General features: G+C 73.4%; 13 protein-coding genes. 7 read left to right on the top strand and 6 right to left on the bottom strand.

What is annotated here, in order from left to right; all coding sequences use genetic code 11:
- Nucleotides 1-51: 51 nt before the first annotated feature.
- Nucleotides 52-3,969 carry an ABC transporter ATP-binding protein gene (locus LO772_RS05875; RefSeq protein ID WP_231777297.1) on the bottom strand — a complete coding sequence of 1,306 codons (3,918 nt, stop codon included), beginning with the start codon at nt 3,967-3,969 and terminating at the stop codon, nt 52-54.
- Between the two features lie 514 nt (nt 3,970-4,483).
- Complete coding sequence (locus LO772_RS05870; protein ID WP_231777296.1) at nt 4,484-5,473, bottom strand: polysaccharide deacetylase family protein; 990 nt, start codon at nt 5,471-5,473, stop codon at nt 4,484-4,486.
- A gap of 433 nt (nt 5,474-5,906) precedes the next feature.
- On the opposite strand from LO772_RS05870, the gene LO772_RS05865 reads away from it, so the two are divergent.
- Nucleotides 5,907-6,107, top strand: a complete 201-nt coding sequence (locus LO772_RS05865) for a hypothetical protein (RefSeq protein ID WP_231777295.1) — start codon at nt 5,907-5,909, stop codon at nt 6,105-6,107.
- Nucleotides 6,108-6,403: 296 nt separating this feature from the next.
- Here LO772_RS05865 and LO772_RS05860 read toward each other — a convergent pair whose 3' ends face one another.
- Nucleotides 6,404-6,679: a helix-turn-helix domain-containing protein gene (locus LO772_RS05860; RefSeq protein ID WP_231777294.1), complete on the bottom strand. Its 276-nt coding sequence runs from the start codon at nt 6,677-6,679 to the stop codon at nt 6,404-6,406.
- Between the two features lie 90 nt (nt 6,680-6,769).
- On the opposite strand from LO772_RS05860, the gene map reads away from it, so the two are divergent.
- From map to LO772_RS05835, 5 genes are all read left to right on the top strand, one after another.
- A complete protein-coding gene (gene map, locus LO772_RS05855; RefSeq protein ID WP_231777293.1) occupies nt 6,770-7,537 on the top strand; it encodes a type I methionyl aminopeptidase in 768 nt (255 codons plus the stop codon).
- Between the two features lie 165 nt (nt 7,538-7,702).
- Complete coding sequence (locus LO772_RS05850; RefSeq protein ID WP_231777292.1) at nt 7,703-8,620, top strand: SDR family NAD(P)-dependent oxidoreductase; 918 nt, start codon at nt 7,703-7,705, stop codon at nt 8,618-8,620.
- A 497-nt stretch (nt 8,621-9,117) separates the two neighbouring features.
- Nucleotides 9,118-9,405 (top strand): hypothetical protein, encoded by a 288-nt coding sequence (locus tag LO772_RS05845; protein WP_231777291.1) that lies wholly within the window; start codon nt 9,118-9,120, stop codon nt 9,403-9,405.
- A 135-nt stretch (nt 9,406-9,540) separates the two neighbouring features.
- Nucleotides 9,541-11,109, top strand: a complete 1,569-nt coding sequence (locus LO772_RS05840) for a fibronectin type III domain-containing protein (RefSeq protein ID WP_231777290.1) — start codon at nt 9,541-9,543, stop codon at nt 11,107-11,109.
- Between the two features lie 101 nt (nt 11,110-11,210).
- Nucleotides 11,211-13,439 carry a UvrD-helicase domain-containing protein gene (locus tag LO772_RS05835; RefSeq protein WP_231777289.1) on the top strand — a complete coding sequence of 743 codons (2,229 nt, stop codon included), beginning with the start codon at nt 11,211-11,213 and terminating at the stop codon, nt 13,437-13,439.
- 43 nt (nt 13,440-13,482) lie between these two features.
- Here the strand turns inward: LO772_RS05835 and LO772_RS05830 are convergent, their stop codons facing one another.
- Together LO772_RS05830 and LO772_RS05825 are read right to left on the bottom strand one after the other, a co-directional pair.
- Nucleotides 13,483-14,091 (bottom strand): septum formation family protein, encoded by a 609-nt coding sequence (locus tag LO772_RS05830; protein WP_231777288.1) that lies wholly within the window; start codon nt 14,089-14,091, stop codon nt 13,483-13,485.
- 323 nt (nt 14,092-14,414) lie between these two features.
- Complete coding sequence (locus LO772_RS05825; protein WP_231777287.1) at nt 14,415-15,383, bottom strand: aldo/keto reductase; 969 nt, start codon at nt 15,381-15,383, stop codon at nt 14,415-14,417.
- A 144-nt stretch (nt 15,384-15,527) separates the two neighbouring features.
- On the opposite strand from LO772_RS05825, the gene LO772_RS05820 reads away from it, so the two are divergent.
- The gene (locus LO772_RS05820; protein WP_231777286.1) at nt 15,528-16,139 is read left to right on the top strand and encodes a TetR/AcrR family transcriptional regulator; all 612 of its coding nucleotides are present in this window, start codon (nt 15,528-15,530) and stop codon (nt 16,137-16,139) included.
- A 7-nt stretch (nt 16,140-16,146) separates the two neighbouring features.
- Here LO772_RS05820 and LO772_RS05815 read toward each other — a convergent pair whose 3' ends face one another.
- Nucleotides 16,147-17,571, bottom strand: a complete 1,425-nt coding sequence (locus LO772_RS05815) for a CoA transferase (RefSeq protein WP_231777285.1) — start codon at nt 17,569-17,571, stop codon at nt 16,147-16,149.
- Nucleotides 17,572-17,762 lie beyond the last annotated feature (191 nt).

Here is a 17,762-nt window from a genome sequence, read left to right as displayed (position 1 = left end):
CGGTCGGGGCGAGGCGCCGCCCGCGGGTGAGCACCGGCGCGGCGAACAGCCTCAGGCCACCTGCTCGTCGATGCCGGTGAAGGCGGACCACAACGACGCGTAGGCGCCGTCGCGCGCCAGGAGTTCGTCGTGCGTACCGACCTCCACGACACGTCCGCGGTCGACCACCGCCACCCGGTCCGCCTTCGCCGCCGTCGACAACCGGTGGGCGACCACCAGCGTCGTACGCCGCTTCGCGACCTCGTCGGCCGCCCGCGTCACCGCGGCTTCCGTGGCCAGGTCCAGCGCCGCCGTCGCCTCGTCGAGCAGCAGGATGTCCGGGTCGACCAACTGCGCGCGCGCGAGCGCGATCAGCTGCCGCTGCCCCGCCGACAGCGTCCGCCCGCGCTCACCCACCGCGTGCAGGTAGCCGCCGGTGAGCGCGGCGATCGCGTCGTGTGCGCCCACCGCGCGGGCCGCCGCCTCCACTTCGGCGTCGGTGGCGTCCGGGCGCCCGTACGCGATCGCGTCGCGGACCGTGCCCGCCGCCAGATACGGCTCCTGCGGCACCACGCCCAGCCGGTGCCGGTAGCCGGCGAGGTCCCAGTCGCGCACGTCCACGCCGTCCACGCGCACCGCGCCCGCGTCCACGTCGTAGAACCGCGCGACCAGCTTGACCAGCGTCGACTTGCCCGCGCCCGTCTCACCGACCAGCGCCACCGTCTCGCCCGGCGCGACCCGCAGCGACACTCCCGAAATCGCCTCCGGCACCTTGCCGTTCCGCGGGCCGCCCTCGCCCGCGGCCGTCGTCCGGTAGGCGAAGTGCACGTCGTGGAACACGATCTCGCCTTTGAGGCCCGCGTCCGGAACCGGCACCGGCTTCTCCGGCCCCGGCGTCGAACTCGGCGTCCGCAGCAGGTCCCGGATGCGCCGCAGGCCGACCGCCGCCTGCTGGTAGCCGTCGAACACCTGGGACAGCTGCTGGATCGGCGTGAAGAACATGTCGATGTACAGCAGATACGCGATCAACGCACCCGCCGTCATCGTGCCCGCGTCCACCCGCTGCGCACCCACCACGAGGACCAGCGCGCCGGCCAGACTGGACAGGAACTGACCGAAGGGGAAATACAGCGCGATGTAGCGCTGTGCCGTGAGCCGCGATTCGTAGTAGTCGCGGCTGCGTTCGGCGAACCGCTCGGAATTGCGCGCCTCGCGCCGGAACGCCTGCGCGGTCCGCATCCCGGCCACGTTCTCCTGGAGGTCGGCGTTGACCGCGCTCACCTTCTCGCGCGCGTCGTCGTACGCCGCCGCCGAACGCTTGCGGAAGACCACCGTCGCGGTGATCAAAACCGGCAGCACACTCATCACCAGCAGCGCCAACTGCCAGTCCAGCACCAGCAGCGCGGCCATGATCCCGAAGAACGTCAGCACGCTGACCACCGCGCTGACCAGGCCGGTCTGCAGGAACGTCGACATGGCGTCGACGTCGGTGGTCATGCGCGTCATGATCCGCCCGGACATCTCGCGCTCGTAGTAGTCCAACCCGAGCCGCTGCAGATGCGCGAACGTCTTGACGCGGAGCGTGTAGAGCAGGCGCTCGCCCGTGCGTCCCGCGATCCGCACCTGCGCGACGTTGATCAGCCAGTCCGCCGCCACGACCACCAGCGCGATCAGCGAGACCGCCACGATCGCGTGCGTCGCCTGGTCGCTCACCCCGCGGTCCACGCCGTCGCGGATCAGCGCGGGCAGCGCGAGCTGCGCCGCGGCGTCGAACGCGACCAGGAGAAGGCCGATGAGCAGCGGCACGCGGTACGGGCGCAGCAGCGACCGCAGCGTGAAATGACGGTCCTCCGTCCGGGCGCTGTCCTCGTCGACCTTCGGCCGGTCGTTCGCGGGCGGCAACGCCTCCACCTGGGCGAGGAGTTCCGGGGTCGCCGGCATCATCGCGGCGAAGCCGGAGCCCCCGGCGGCGCCACCCGGCCCGCCGCGTCCGGGGCCGCCCCCTCCGCCGAGCGTCGCGGCTCCCGTGCGCGCCGTGGCGCGGGTCGTGTCCGCGTACGGGGAATCCGGCAGCGCGCCCCGGTCCCACAACTCCGGGGTGATCCCGTCGACGGGAGGCTCGGCCCGCTTCCGCCCGGTCCCCCGGTCGGCCGTCGCGACCAGGGAGACCCCGGACAACGTGCTGGGCGGCCCGGCCTGCGGATCCGCGTCCGCGCCCTCCGCGTCGTCCCCCGGGCCGGACAGCAGCAGCCGGAACAGCGGGCAGCGCGCGTCCAGTTCCGCGTAGGTCCCGACGTCGACCAGGCGCCCGTGATCGAGCACCGCGATGCGGTCCGCCAATTGCAGCGTCGACCGGCGGTGGGCGATCAGCACGGTCGTCCGGCCCGCCATCACCCGGCGCAGCGTCGCGTGGATCTCCGCCTCGACCTTGGGGTCGACCGCCGACGTCGCGTCGTCCAACACGAGGATGCGGGGGTCGGTGAGCAGCGCGCGGGCGAGGGCGATGCGCTGCCGCTGGCCGCCGGACAACGTGAGGCCCTGTTCGCCGACCACCGACGCGTAGCCGTCCGGAAGCGCGTTGACGAACGTGTCCGCCTCCGCCGCGCGGGCCGCGGCCCGCACCTGCTCGTCGGTCGCGTCGGGCCGGCCGTACGCGATGTTGGCGCGCACGGTGTCGGAGAACAGGAACGAGTCCTCCGCGACCAGGCCGATGGCCGCCCGCAGCGAATCCAGCGTGAGGTCCCGGACGTCGTGCCCGGCCACCCGGACCGCACCGTCCTGCACGTCGTAGAAGCGCGGGAGCAGCATCGACACCGTCGACTTGCCGGAGCCCGACGTCCCGACCAGGGCGAGGGTCTCGCCGGGGGCGACGGACAGGGTCAGACCGTTCAGGACCGGGCGCGACGCGACATAGCCGAACGTCGCCCGGTCGAACTCGATGCCGGCCGCCCGCGGTGCCAGCGGTGTCGCGTCCGGCTTCTCGGTGACGAGCGGCTGCGAGTCGATGACCTCGTAGACGCGCTCGACCGACGCACGAGCCTGCTGACCGAGCGTCAGCAGACTCGCCAGCATGCGCACGGGACCGACCAGCTGGCCGAGATAAGTCGAGAAAGCGAGAAATGTACCAAGCGTGATCTGGCCCTTGATGGCCAGCCAGCCGCCGAGTGCCAGGACGCCGACCTGTCCGAGCGCGGGAATCGCCGACAGCGTCGGGGTGTAGCGGCTGTTGAGCCGCACGGCGCGCATCCGCGCCGCGAACAGGCGCTTCCCGGAATCCTCCAGCCGCGCGATCTCCTGGCGCTCCTGCCCGAAGCCCTTCACCACGCGGACGCCGGTCACCGCGCCGTCGACGACACCCGCCAGCGCGGCGGCCTCCTGCTGCGCCGCCCAGGTGGCCGGAAACAGTCGGCGGCGTGACACGCGCGCGACCACGAACAGCCCCGGCCCGACCGCGAGCGCGACCACGGTGAGCAGGGGCGACAGCGTGAACATCACGATCAGCGAGAGCACGAAGAGCAGCGCGCTGCCGGTCAGCATGGGCAGCATCGCCAGGACGCTGGAGACCATGTTGATGTCCGAGCCGGCCCGGCTGACGATCTGCCCGGTCTGCAACTCGTCCTGCCGCGCGCCGTCGAGTCGCGAGAGCGCCGCGAAGACCTGGGTGCGCAGGTCGTACTGCACTTCGAGCGACAGCCGCCCGCCGACGTAGCGGCGCACGTATGCCGTCGCGAAAGCGATGACCGCCGCCCCAACGAGCAGCACCGCGAGCGGGGCTATCGAGCGCGTGTGGCTCACCACCGCGTCGTCGATGACCGCGCGCTGGATCAGCGGCACGAACGCGGTCACCGTCATGCCGAGAATCGAGGCGCCGAAGGCCCAGAGGACGCTGCTCTTGTGCTGCCAGCAGGCGGCCAGCAGGCGGCGCAGCCATCCGCGTCCGGCGGCGGGACGCGGAATCTCGGGGGCGACCGGGGGCGCGGTGACTGTCACGACGACCGAGTGTAAATGCTTAGCGGCACTAACGATTCCACGCCGGGTACGGACCGGAACCCAGCGTCATGATCCGGCCGCGCGCCGAGCGTCGGCGGGGCACCGAGGACGCCCAGCCCGCGCCCCGCGCAGGCGGGGCGCCGACGGCGCCCGGGCGCCGTCCCGTCCGGTCCTCTCCCCGCCCCGCCGCACGGCCCCGACCCGCCACTCCGCCGCCACGGCCCCCCTCGGCGCCGCCACAGCCCCGACCCACTGCCCCGCCATCGGCGGCCCCGCGCGTCGCGACCTGCCGCCGCCGTCCATCAGGCCCTCCCGGTGCTGCCCGCAGCGCCCCCGATCCGCGGCCCCGCCGCGCCCTCCTGCCATGCCGCCGCCACCTGCGCGGCCCCCGGTGCCGCGCCGCCGCGACTCCGGTCCGCGGCCCCGACCCGCCGCGCCCCCGCCACGACGGCGAGCCGCGCCGCGCCGTCCCCGCACTGTTTTCGCGTTGCGCCGCCCCCGGCACGCCGGGGGATCAGATGTAGTCGTCCAGCCGCGCGAACGCGAAGCCCTGTGCGGTGGCCTCGCGGACCACCCGGCGCAGCATGTCGGTCATGCTGCCGTGCCATTCGGTCGGGCCTCGGAAGTGCGTGAGGATGATGTCGCCGGGGTGGAAGCGGCCGTCGGCGTAGCGGTAGTCCAGGTGGTCCGCGAACACCTCCTGGTTCCACAGCGGGATGGCCTCGACGCCGCACTCCGCCGCGACGCGCAGCGTTTCGTGCGTGTACTCGCCGTATGGGGGGCGGAACAGGCGGGGGCGTGCGCCGATCTCCTGTTCGAGGTTGTCCTGCTGGTCGCAGATCTCGTGCCGCAGCCCGTCGGACCCCAGTTTGCGCAGGTCGCGGTGGTTGATCGTGTGGTTGTTGACCGCGACGCCCTGCTCCGCGAGGCCGCGGAAGTAGTCGTAGTTCGGCACGAGGTAGTCACTGACGAACACGCTCGCCGGGATCCCCAGTTCGCGCAGCATGCGGCTGAACTCGGGGTCCTTCTCCGCGCCGTCGTCGATGGTGAGGAACACGACCTTGTCGTCGGTGGGCACCCGGCGCACGACCGGCGGTACGTCCGAGCCGGTCATGACCTGCGGCGGGTTGTCGGTGAGCCGGGGCTTGACGGCGGGCGGCGGCGGTGCGACCAGGGGTGCGGCGGCCAGTCCCCACTGGGCGGCGGCCTTCTGCCGGGCCTGGGCGACCTCGGCGGCGTCGATCTGCTGGGGTTTCGCGAGCGGGGCGTCGCCCTCACCGGGGACCGGTTTCGGGGCGACCGCGGAACCGGCGTCGCCGGGGGAGGGGGCCGTCGCCGCGGGGGCGGTGCTCGCCGGCGGGGCGATCGTGGTCTCCCCGCCGAGCCCGTGGCGCTCGGCGCCGGTCCCCGAGCAGGCAGCCAAGGTGGCGGCCAGACCCGTGGCGACGGTGGAGACGAAGAGACAGGAAGCCGTGGAACGACGGCGGCTGCGCTGGGGATTCACCCGGTGACCTCCGATAGGCGGCATATGACCGCGGAGAGTTTCCGGGTGGCGGATGCGACATTCTTGTGCTCACCAGATCGTATGACTAAAGGCATCCATGTGGGGGCGCCACCCTCGCGCACGCCGCCAAGGCGGTCGGAGCGCTGTCGAACGGTCGTGCGCCGGACTCGCGAGACCGCCGCATAGATGTAAAAGCCTATGTCGACAAATCAAGTGATCCGGGTCGCGGGGGTGAGGCAAGGGGGAGTGGTTCACTCGTGAGGGTGAACTTGCGTGTCTCGACGGCCATTGGCGTATGCGGATTCACCCGTACGGCCTAAGGATGTCCGGAGCAATCTCGACAAAACCTTAGAGTCATCCCGCCGTCACGTGGGGTGGCGGGTTTCGGCGCCGAATTTCCGGGTGGAGCGGTGCCGCGTTCGAGGAGGCGAATATGAGGCTCGGTTACCGGCGCGCGGCTGTGCTGGCGGTTGCGGTCTTCTTCAGCTCGATGGCGTCTCTGTACGTGCCGGCGGCACGGGCCGCACAGCTTCCGCGCGTTCCGCGCGTGCCGGACAAGTTCATGCCCACCGACTTCACCCTGTCGCTCGGCATCCCGGTGTGGAGTGCGGCGGGAACGGCGTCGTTCGCCTGACCGCGCGCCGCCGACGAGCGCGGCATCGCCTTCGGGCCCCACAGGCCTCTTGGCGCGGCCCGTGCCCGATCCGCGGCCCTTTGGGCGGCGATGTCGCGGCAGCCGGGGCCCGGTGGCCACGACGCGGCGTCGGCCGTCTCTCCGGCTTCGTGCCCGCGTCCCGGTCACCGCGCGCCCGCCTTGTGGCGGTCGGTTGCCGGGCGGCCCGGTGTGCGGCGGCCCGGTGTGCGGCGGCCTCTACGCCAACAACGCGGCAGGGGTGCCCGAGGACACGGCCGGTGTGGCGCGCGTGCGCGTCAGGCGGCTCCCGCCCGTACGTGCGGTGCGTCCGCCGGCAGAAGCTCGGCGGCCAGTTCCGCGAGGTCGAGGTCCAGCACGCGGGCGAGTTGCGCGACGGTGAAGAACGCCGGCATCGCGATCGCCCCGCGTTCGATCTTGCGCAGCGTGTCCAGCGGAACGCCGGACGCCGCCGACACCTCCGCCGCGCTCCGACGACCGCGTGCCTCGCGCAGGGCCTGGCCGAGAACCCGGCCCCGGTCCCGCTGTTCGTCGGTCAAGGGGGTGCGTACCATGCCTCGATTCTATGGCCTGTATTTTTTGGCCCGTATTCTTTGGTGTGTATTGTTTGGCCAAAGACAGGAATCGCAGGAGGTGGTGGACCCGTGGTGTCGCTCAAGAGTCCGGCGGAGATCGCGTCGATGCGGGAGGCCGGGCGCGTGGTCGCCGACACGCTTCGTGTGGTGGCCGAGGCCGCCCGCCCCGGTGTGACGCTGCGCGAACTCGACGCGCTCGCCGCCCGGCACATACGCGCGGCGGGGGCGAAGCCGTCGTTCCTCGGCTACCGGCCGTACGCCGAGTTGCCGCCGTTCCCCGGCGTGCTGTGCCTGTCGGTGAACGAGGTCGTCGTGCACGGCATCCCGAACGACCGGGCGCTGCGCGACGGAGACCTGCTGTCGGTGGACTGCGGTGCGATCGTCGACGGCTACCACGGCGACGCCGCCGTCACGGTCGGCGTCGGGCGGGTCGACGCGGAGGCGCGGCGGCTGTCCGACGCCACGCGCGAGGCGCTGGAGGCCGCGACCGCCCAGATGCTGCCCGGCAGGAGGCTCGGGGACGTGGCCCACGCGGTGCAGTGCGTCGCGGAGGCGTACGGCTACGGCATCCTCCGCAACCACGGCGGCCACGGTATCGGCACGTCGATGCACGAGGATCCCCATGTTCCGAACACCGGCCGGCCCGGGCGCGGTTACCGCCTGCGCGAAGGCGTCGTCCTCGCCCTGGAGCCGATGTTCGTGGAGAGCGGGCGCACCGACTACCGGGTGCTCGCCGACCGGTGGACCCTGGCCACCGCCGACGGCACCCGCGCGGCCCACTTCGAGAACACCGTCGCCGTCACCTCCGACGGCCCCCGGGTCCTCACCGCCGTCTGACGCGTCGTCGGGAAGGCACGGTTCCCGGATCGCAGCGTCTCGACGCGGCCCGGCCGCCGCACCCGCGCCGGTCGGCCGGTGGCCGGCGGACGGCCGGTCAGTAAGGTGCGGCGGGGAGGCGTGGAGCACACCGACGGATCGAATCGCGCAGAAACGAGGACAACCGTGCCCATATTCGGACCTGAGACCACTGCGGAAGAAGCTGTCGCCGGTGCTGATCTGACCGGCAGAGTCGTCGTCGTCACCGGGGCGACGTCGGGGTTGGGAGCGGAGACCGTCCGGGTGTTGGCCGGGGCGGGGGCGCATGTGGTGGCGACCGCGCGCGACGCGGGCAAGGCGGCGGAGACGGTGGACTCCCTGGCGGGCGAAGGGCGTTCGGTCGAGGCGGGGGTGCTCGACCTCGGCTCGGCGGCGTCGGTGCGGGAGTTCGCGGCGTGGCTGCTCGCCCGGCACCCGCGCGTGGACGTCCTCGTCAACAACGCGGGGGTGATGGCCACACCGCTCGGCCGCACCGCGGACGGGTTCGAGACGCAGTTCGGCACGAACCACCTCGGGCACTTCCTGCTGACGAACCTGCTGGTCCCCGCACTGCTGCGCGGTGCCCCGGCCCGTGTCGTCAACCTCAGCTCCGCCGGCCACAAGGTCAGCGACATCCTGTGGGACGACCCGAACTTCGCGACCACGGAGTACCAACCGTGGGTGGCGTACGGGCAGTCCAAGACCGCGAACGTGCTCTTCGCCGTGGAACTCGACCGCCGCCTCGCGGACCGGGGGGTCCGCGCGTACGCCGTGCACCCCGGCTCGGTCGGGACCAACCTGGGGCGTTACCTCGGCAAGGAGGAAGGCGCCGCGATGCTCGCCCGCGCGACCAGCTCCGCGCACCGCGCGAAATCCGTCCCCGAGGGTGCCGCGACCCAGGTGTGGGCGGCGACCTCGCCGGACCTCGCCGGGCGGGGCGGCCTCTACCTGGAGGACTGCCACGTGAGCGACAACCACCGGCCGTGGGCGCGTGACCCGGAGGCGGCGGCACGCCTGTGGGCGATGTCCGAGGAACTGCTCGGCGAGAAGTTCCCGGCGGTCTGAGCCCGCCCCGGCCCCCGGAGGTGGGCCCGCGGACGGGGGGAATGTCCGCAGGCCCACCCCGTACCGGCGCCGCGCTGGGGGGAGGTGCGCCACGCCGGTCCGCCCTCCTCGCGGCGGAGCCGGGGGAGGGAGGCTTGCGCCGGGATGCGTGCGTGCCCGGATATTGAGAGGGTACGCACCCACCATGCCCCACGAAGGCCCCCTCCACCGCCGGTCCTCGGGAATTCCGGCAATTCCCCGGCACACCACGGACGTTGGACGCCTCCGCCGGGCGCGATCGGCCCGCCGCGACGGGTGCCGCAGGCCACTCGGCGACGATTGGCCCTTGGAGCGCCCGGCACCGCGGTCGACACTGGAGGCCAAGGACGCGGGCGTACGACCACGACGACCCACCCGCGCGGTTCCCGGACCGAACCGCCCCCGAGGGCACGTGCGCCGCGCGTCGGGCCGGCGTCCCGCGACGCCGCGAAGGGTCCCGCGTCGAGGAGGTGCACACGTTGGCATTCGGTGACAGTGGTGTGGTCCGGGCCGTCGGACGGCTGCGCGACCGCGCCCGGCGCAATGTGCGCCTGTGGGAGTCCTTCTTCGACGCCAACCAGCCCTGGCGCGAGCACGGGCCGCTGCGGTGGCGCGAGGCGCACGGCACCTGGGTGCTCGACGGCGAGACGTCCCCCGAGCGGTTGCCGGCGCAGACGAGGCGGGGTGCGCGACGCGGCGGCAAGGCGGCCCGTACCGACGCGGCAAACACGGCGGAAACGGCCACGCGTACGCATCGCGCCCGTTGATCGCCGGGCCGCCCGGCGAAGTCCTCCCACCTGCGACCTTCCGGCGCTACCATCCGCGCGTACGACCGATCGGGCACCCCGTGCGCTGCGACGACGCCCGGTTCCGGACGCAGCCTTCGGGGGGTCACCGGCATCATGTTCGACCGGGTACGCAAGCGCGCCACGTCCGCACGCGCCACACTCGCGGCGGCCGTCGCCGCGGGCGCCCTGCTCGTCGCACCGGCCGTCGGCACCGCACCGGCCGCCGACGCGGCGCCCCTCCCCGCGGTTACCGCGACGCGGCAGGAGACCGAGGTCACACAGCCGGGCCTCACGAGCGTCACCGTCCCCGACGGTGCCGCGTCGGTGCGCGTCACGCTGTCCGGCGCCGCCGCCGCGGACGGGACGCGCGGGGACGTCACCACCGGTACCGCGACGATCGGCGAGTCCGGCCCGCTCCGGCCCGGGCAGACCATGACGGTCGTCATCGGCGCGACCGGCACCACCTTCGGGCCGTCGCTCTTCGACGCGCGGCTGGCCGCCGCCGGCGGGACCGGCCCCGCGGCGGCGCCGCCCGACCGGGGGATGTTCCCGGACGCGGCGACCCAGTCGCAGGCCAACACCGGCCCGGGGCGCGCCCTGCTGGTCTTCACGCTCCCGGTCGCCGACATCGGCGGGCTGCCCGCGTCGGTCGACTTCGGCGCCGTCACCGCCCCCGCCACGGCGGTCCGGCACGTCCCCGTCGGCAGCGCAGGAGGCGCCCCGCTGACCCTGGCGTCGATCACCGCCACGCCGCCCTTCTCGATCGAGCCGACCGGCACCACCTGCGCGACCTCCGCGGCGATCCCGGTCGGGGGCGGCTGCAGCATCGCGGTCCGGGTCACCGTCGAGGCCCGCGGGCCGCTCACCGGCACGCTCACCGTCACCGGCGACTTCCCCGACGGGTCGCGCACGCTCCCGCTCGCCGCCGCCGGGGTCGACGTCCCGGGGGCGCCCGGCGCGCTGACCGCGACCGCCGGCGACGCGGAGGCCGTGCTGTCGTGGCTGCCGCCCGCCGACGACGGCGGCAGTCCGCTGACGGGCTATCAGATCTTCCGCTCGGAAGGGCAGGGCGCCGAGCCCGTGCTGGTCGGGACGGTCGGCCCCGCGACGCAGATCCACACGGACCCCGGACTGACGCACAACACGCCCTACACGTACGTCGTCCGCGCGGTCAGCGCCGCCGGGTTCTCGGCTTTCTCGCCGCCCGCCACCGCGATCCCGCTGCCGGACCTCACGGTCACGACCGCCGCGCTCGCCGACGCCACCGCCGACGCCGCCTACACCGTGCGCCTCCAGGCCTCGGGCGGCGTCCCGCCGTACCGCTGGTCCGCCGCCGGCACGCTGCCGCCCGGGATCATGCTCGACCCGGAGACCGGGGAACTCGGCGGCACCCCGACGACCGCCGGGGGGTACGCGTTCACCGTGCGCGTGGCGGACGGCGCCACACCGGAGCACGAAGCCGAGCGGGCGCTGACCCTCACCGTGCTGTCCGCCCCCGCCTCCGCCGCGTCCCCGCCGCCCGCGGGGCCGGCCGACGCGCAGGCCGGACGCGCCCCCGAGGCGGCCGGCGAGGCGTCGGGCGACGGGGCGGACACGGCACTGTGGCTGTGGTCGCTGCTCGGCGTGGTCGGCGTCATCGGCGCGGTCCTCGCGATCCGGCGGCTGCGCGCGGCGCGGGTGTGAACACCGGCGGGCGCACCGGCCGTCGGCGGCGCGCGTGTGACCGGCATCCGCGCGCGTACTAATGTCTGGGCTTCGCCCCACCTGCACAAGGAGCCGATCCGATGCCCCCGCCCCCTTCCGGTGATTCCGTCAAGGAGCGTGAACTCGAGGCGGAGCAGCGGCACATCGACCGCGCCTACATCCGTCTGGAGGCGATGCGCGGCGAGGCCCGGGCCCTGATGCGCGAGGGATACCGGCAGGCGCAGGTCGGCACCGTCGGCTCGCTCGTGGAGCGGGACACGATGGTCTTCCGGGCCGAGCTGTGGGCCCGCACGCTGGACGCCGCCGACGACGGGCTGGTCTTCGGGCGCCTGGACCGCACCGACCGCGAGGTGTGGCACATCGGCCGCATCGGCGTCCGCGACGAGGACAGCGAAATCCTCGTCGTCGACTGGCGGGCGCCCGCCGCGGAGGCGTTCTACCAGGCCACCCCCGAGGACCCCCGCGGGATCGTGCGCCGCCGGGTGCTGCACTGCCGGGGCCACCGGGTCGTCGACATCGAGGACGACCTCCTCGACCCCGGGTCCGCCCCCGACGACCTGGTGGTCGTCGGCGACGGCGCGTTCCTCGCCGCGCTCAGCCGCACGCGGGACGGGAGCATGCGCGACATCGTCGCGACCATCCAGCAGGAGCAGGACGACGCGATCCGCGCCCCGGCCGACGGGTCGGTCATCGTGCGCGGCGGTCCGGGGACCGGCAAGACCGCGGTCGCCCTGCACCGCGTCGCCTACCTGCTCTTCCGGCACCGACAGCGCTTCGGCTCGCGCGGCGTGCTCGTCGTCGGCCCGAATCCGCGCTTCACGGCGTACATCGAGCGCGTGCTCCCGTCGCTGGGGGAGGGCGGCGCGGTGCTGCACTCGCTCGGCGACCTCGTGGACGGCGTCACCGCGTCGTACCACGACAGTCCCGACGCGGCCCGGCTCAAGGGCGCGACGCGCATGGTGCCCCTGCTGCGCCGTGCGGTCGCCGCGACACCGGCCGGTGCGCCGCACGAGCTGCGGGTGCGGCACCGCGGCACCGAGGTGGTGCTCGACTCGGCCGCGTTGCGGCGCATCCGCCGCGACCTGCTGCAGCGGGCACGACGCGGTCCGAACAGCCAGCGCGTGGCCGCCGCGAAGGCCGTGCTCGCGGCGCTGTGGGGGCAGTTGGCGTCGCGCGGTGCGGCGCGGGGCGAGAAGGAGGCGTTCCTCGAGGACGTCGCCGCCCGCGACGAGTTCGCGGTCTTCCTCAACGCGTGGTGGCCGCTGCTGCGTCCGCTGGACGTGCTGCGCGGGCTCGCCGATCCGTCCCGCGTGGACCGGGCCGCGCGGGGTCGGCTGACACGCGGTCAGAGCGCGTTGCTGGCGTCGACGTGGCGGCGGACGGCCGAAACCGGCGAGGTGTCGTTCCTCGACGTCGCGCTGCTCGACGAAATCGACACGCTGGTGGGGCCGTTGCCTCGCGTCCGGGCCCAGGTGGCGGGCGGGGTCCTCGACGACAACCCCTATGTCGTCGACGGGTACGACATCTTCACCGGCGAGAGCGTGCGCGCGTCGGTGCCCGCCGACGAGATCAGCGAGGTCACCACGTACGCCGACCGCGTGGCCCGGTCCGCGCGCGCGAACGGCGAGCGCGACGACGAGCCGGCCGAGTACGCGCACATCGTCGTCGACGAGGCCCAGGATCTCGCGCCCATGCAGTGGCGCATGCTCAAACGCCGGGGCCGCCACGCCACTTGGACGATCGTGGAGGACCCGGCGCAGAGCGCGTGGGAGGACCTGCGGGCGTCCGCCGACGCGATGAGCGACGCCGTCGGCGACCGTCGGCGGCACGAGTTCGTGTTGACCACCAACTACCGCAATCCGGCGGAGATCGCCGCGCCCGCGGCCCGCGTTCTCGTGCGCGCGGTCCCGGACGCGCGTCCGGCGCGGGCGGTCCGCACCGGCGGCGAGAAGCCCGAAGTCCTCGTGGCCGCCGACCCGGCGGACGCCGTGGGTGTCGCCGTCGCGCGGCTGCTGGACTCCGTCGAGGGAACGGTCGGCGTCGTCACGCCCGTCGGCGAGACGGCGCCGTACGCCGACAAGCTCGCCGGACTGCCGTCGCGCGTCCAGGTCATGAACGCCCTGGACGCGAAAGGCCTGGAATTCGACGCCGCGGTCATCGTCGATCCGAAACGCATCGCGGACCAGGCTCCGAGCGGCCTGCGCACGCTGTACGTCGCGTTGACGCGGGCCACGCGGAGCCTGGTGGTGGTGACGTCGGACGAGGAATGGACGGTCGACCTGCTGGGCGTGCCGCCGTCGCGGCTCTGAGCCGCTTCGGTCCGCCGCCGAACGCCGCGGAATTCCCGAGGCGTCAGATCAGCTTTTCCGTCAGCTTGGTTTTGTCCTGGCGGATGATCATGCACTGGAGGGTCCGGTCACCGGCTTCCCATGAATCCGGAGTGGGGGCGTACCACGTCATTCCGAAATTGTCCGGATTGCTCTGCCGGTTGATGATCTTCGAAGCCATCTGCTCGCAGTCGGTGTCGTTGGCGTCCTCGAACGCCGTCGATTCCGGGTCCAGACTGTCGGAGATCGTGCCGACCCCCGCGACCTGGGCGTCGTGCGGAACGCTGCACGACTTCTTGCTGATCTTGCTGCTGGAGATGTCGATGCACTCCCCAGCCTTGAGGTCGACCGCGTCGACCTCGTCCGGCAGACTCGCCGTGCCGCCCGGTGACGGGGTCGCCGTCGACGAGCCGTCCACGTCGATGCTGGGCACGTTGATACTGGGCACGTTGATGTCCGGGATCTTGAAGTCGGGCACGGACGGGATCGGCGGTACGGAGATGTCCAGACCGTTGGGCGACTTGCCCTTGTCGTCGTCGTTGCAGCCGGTCAGCACCGCGAGTGCGAGGAACCCGGACACGGCGACGGCGGAGACGCGGAGAGCCGATGTGCGGGGGGAGCGGGGGGAGCGCATGGGGGGACGAAAACCTCTCGTGGTCTGTCGGGACGCGCACGATCCTGCCCCGGGAAAAGATCGCGATACCGAGGGTTTCCGTACTTGATTTCCGAACGCGCCTGTGGGATTCCGCGGATTGCTCCCCGAAGCCGGGGAATCCCTTCGTCACAGGCTCTTCTTGAGTGTGTATCAGTTCTGTAGCAGTCCGCGCCACGCATTCCGCCGCCGCGCGCGATCCGATTGCCCGGCACCACACCGCCGTCGTCGGTAGTTTCACCCGAGGGCCGGTGATTATGCGCGCGCGGCGGCGGTTTTCGCGGACAGTCGGCCCCGGGGCCGTTTCAGTAGCGGCTGCCCTCGGGGGCCGGAAGGGCGTCCAGCTCCGACAACTCCGCCGCGGACAGCACCACATCGGCGGCCCCCGCGTTGTCGACGAGGTACCTCGGGGTCTTCGTCCCGGGGATGGGCACAACGTACCTGCCCTGCGCGCACACCCACGCGAGGGCCACCTGTGCGGGAGTCGCGTGCCGGCGCTCGGCGATCGCGCGCACCGCCGTCACGATGGCCTGGTTGGCCGCGATCGCGTCGGCCTGGAAGCGCGGCAGCGTACGGCGCCAGTCGTCGGCGGGAAGGTCGTCGGCGGTCGCGAAGGTGCCGGTGAGGAAGCCTCGGCCGAGCGGCGAGAACGGCAGGAACGCGATGCCCTGGGCGTCGCAATAGGGGAGCACGTCCGCCAGTGCGTCGCGCGTCCACAGCGACAGCTCGGACTGCACCGACGCCACCGGGTGTACGGCCTGCGCGCGCCGGATCTCGGCCACGGAGACCTCGGAGAGCCCGATGTGCCGAGCCTTGCCCGCCGCGACGGTCTCGGCGAGCGCGCCCCAGGTCTCCTCGATCGGTACGTCGGGGTCGACGCGGTGCAGTTGGTAGAGGTCGACGTGGTCGGTCCGCAGGCGGCGCAGGCTCTCGTCGATCGAACGGCGCACGTGCTCGGGGCGGCCGATGCGCTCCAGCCCGGCGGTTCCGCGCCCGAGCCGTCCGCCGTCGAGCGACAGGCCCACCTTCGTCGCCAGCACGACGCGGTCGCGGATCCCGGCGAGGCCGCGTCCGACCAACTCCTCGTTCGTGTACGGGCCGTAGACGTCGGCGGTGTCGATCAGCGTCATGCCCAGCTCGACGGCTTGGCGCAGGACCGCGACCGAGGTCGCGTCGTCCCGGCCCTCGGGGTCGTACGCGTGGGTCATGCCCATGCAGCCGAGGCCGATGACGCCGACCTCGGGGCCGTCGGTGCCGAGTGTGGTGGTGCGCATGGCGGGTGGCTCCTTGTTGGTCCGGCGGTGGTGGTACGGAGCCCACCTTGTCGCTTCGAGCGCGCTCGAAGTCAAGCCGCGGCGCCCCCGGGAACATCATTGAACACAAGTCAACAATTCGGGTCCGACCGTACACTGGGCGGCATGCCCGCACCGCGACGTACCCGTCTGACGCCCGATCAGCGACGCGCGCAATTGCTGCGTCTGGGACGCGAACTGCTCGCGACGCGCACGCTCGACGAACTCTCCGTCGACGAACTCGCCGAGCGGGCGGGGATCTCGCGCGGCCTGATGTTCCACTACTTCAAGTCCAAGCAGGGTTTCCAGCGGGCCGTCGTCGAAGCCGCCTGCGCGGACTTCCTGGAGCGCACGGCTCCGGACACCGCGCTCGAACCGTTCGTGCGCCTGCGCGCCGTGCTCGGCGCGTTCGTCGACTACGTGCTCGACCACCGGGCGACGTACGTGTCCCTCGTGCGCGGCGCGGCGAGCGCGGACGCGACCGTGCGCGAGTTGGTCGACGGCGCCCGCGGCACCCAGGCGGCCCGCCTCCTCGCCGGCTGCGCGGAGTTCGGGCTCGACGACTCCCCGACGCTGCGCGCCGCCGCCCGCGCGTGGGTGGTGTTCGCGGAGGAGACCGTCATCGCGTGGCAGGACCCCGAGGAGGACCGCGGCAGGCTCGCCGAGTTCCTCGAACGCACGCTCATGGCCGTGCTCGCCTGCGTCGATCCGGCCGCGGAGACGCTGTCGCGCGCCTGAGCGGCCGTCACCACCACGTCGGCGGGCTGCTGCCCCATGGCACCGGCGGCTCGGACCAGTCGGTCGGGCCGCCGTCGAGCGCGAACGGCGGCAGCGCGTACGCGAGTCGGCCCTGCCGGGCGGTGCGGTGCCCGAGGTGGTCGGCGGCGGCCACGCGGCGCGGGAATCTCGGGAGGTGTTCGTCCGGGTCGTGGTGGCGCAGCAGCCACGCCGCGGTCCGGGCGAGGGCGAACTCGACGTGCGCGCCCACCCCATCGGCCTGACGGTCCGTCAGCGCGCGCAGCACCCCGGCCGCGACGAGGTAGCCCGTCCCGTGGTCGAGCGCCTGCGCGGGCAGCACCCCCGGGTGCTCGTCGCCGTCCGCCTCGATGCGCGCGATCCCCGTCGGCGCCTGCACGAGGCTGTCGAATCCGCGCAGGTCCGACCACGGTCCCGAGGTGCCCCACGCCGAGAGCGTCGCGACGACGAGGCCCGGGTGGCGCGCGGCCAGTTCGTCGGGGGCGAGGCCGAACCGGGCCAGTGCGCCCGGGCGGTAGCCGGCGACGACGACGTCGGCCTCGGCGAGGAGGTCGTCGAGCGTGCGCAGGCCGTCGGGCGTCCGCAGATCCAGCAGCGCCGAGCGCTTGCCGAGCCCGGTGTCCAGGTGCTGGGCGGGGATCTCGGGCAGGTGCGGCGGATCGATGCGCAGCACCTGGGCGCCCAGCAGGGCGAGTGTCCGCGTGCCGACGGGACCGGCGACGACCCGGGTGAGGTCCAGGACCCGGACGCCCGCGGCGGGCGGCGCCGGTGCGGTGCCGCCCGCGGTGGGGAGCGGTCCGAGGCGTCCGGGGGCCGCCGCACCGATCCGCCGCCGCGTGAGCAGCGGCGCGTCCGACAGCGCGGACCCGTGCGGGTGCGCTCGCCACGCGTCCGGCTCGCGGACCGCGAAGGCCAGGCCTCCGGCCGCGCGCACCCGCTCCTCGACCACGGCGACCGGCAGCCCGAGCAGCGCGAGTGCCACGGTCTCGGCCGGGTCGTCCGGCGTGCCGGTGATCTCCAGGGCCCGGAACAGCGCGGCCCGGTGGTGCGGGTAGTTGCCGTGCACCCGCACGAGGCCGTCGGCACACGCGAAGAACTTCGACAGCGGGTCCATGCCGCCCTGCGGCGCACCGTTCAGACGCAGGTGCCGTTCGCTGGTGAAGGCGATGGCCACGGCCTCGCTGTCGACGGCCACCGCGGCGGCGTCGCCCGGGCCGCCGCCCGCGCGCACGGCGGCCAGCTCGGAGGCCGCCGCCCCCGCCGCCGCGGCGGTCGCCTGGGCCAGCTCGGTCACCGGCAGCCTCGCGGGCAGCGTGTCGGGGCGGCCGGTGAACGTCACACTGCGGAGGTACGCCGGATCCCCGCCGAGGTACCGCCAGGCCTCATCGAGCAGCAGCGCTGCGGAAGGACGCATGCCCCATCTCACCATCGCGCCGATCACCGTGCCACAGCGGGGCCGTGACGTGTGTTCGTTCCGTTTCTCACGTTTTGACGCCGCGTCAGTTCGTGGGCGGGTGCGGCGTGGTGGGGTGATTTGGCGGAATTGTTCAGATATTCCTCGCGGCTCCCCTCACCCATTCGCGTGCACGGCCCCCTCCGCCGAAC

The sequence above is a fragment of the Yinghuangia sp. ASG 101 genome (genome assembly GCF_021165735.1).
Taxonomy (GTDB): domain Bacteria; phylum Actinomycetota; class Actinomycetes; order Streptomycetales; family Streptomycetaceae; genus Yinghuangia.
Note: the sequence above shows the minus strand (reverse complement) of the source record. Positions and strands in the feature narration are given on the sequence as shown.

Excerpts from the sequence above, each read along its gene's own strand:
- LO772_RS05865 (WP_231777295.1), top strand. The coding sequence starts at position 5,907 with ATGAGGCTCGGTTACCGGCGCGCGGCTGTGCTGGCGGTTGCGGTCTTC.
- LO772_RS05860 (WP_231777294.1), bottom strand. The coding sequence starts at position 6,679 with ATGGTACGCACCCCCTTGACCGACGAACAGCGGGACCGGGGCCGGGTT.
- LO772_RS05840 (WP_231777290.1), top strand. The coding sequence starts at position 9,541 with ATGTTCGACCGGGTACGCAAGCGCGCCACGTCCGCACGCGCCACACTC.
- LO772_RS05835 (WP_231777289.1), top strand. The coding sequence starts at position 11,211 with ATGCCCCCGCCCCCTTCCGGTGATTCCGTCAAGGAGCGTGAACTCGAG.
- LO772_RS05830 (WP_231777288.1), bottom strand. The coding sequence starts at position 14,091 with ATGCGCTCCCCCCGCTCCCCCCGCACATCGGCTCTCCGCGTCTCCGCC.
- LO772_RS05825 (WP_231777287.1), bottom strand. The coding sequence starts at position 15,383 with ATGCGCACCACCACACTCGGCACCGACGGCCCCGAGGTCGGCGTCATC.
- LO772_RS05820 (WP_231777286.1), top strand. The coding sequence starts at position 15,528 with ATGCCCGCACCGCGACGTACCCGTCTGACGCCCGATCAGCGACGCGCG.
- LO772_RS05815 (WP_231777285.1), bottom strand. The coding sequence starts at position 17,571 with ATGCGTCCTTCCGCAGCGCTGCTGCTCGATGAGGCCTGGCGGTACCTC.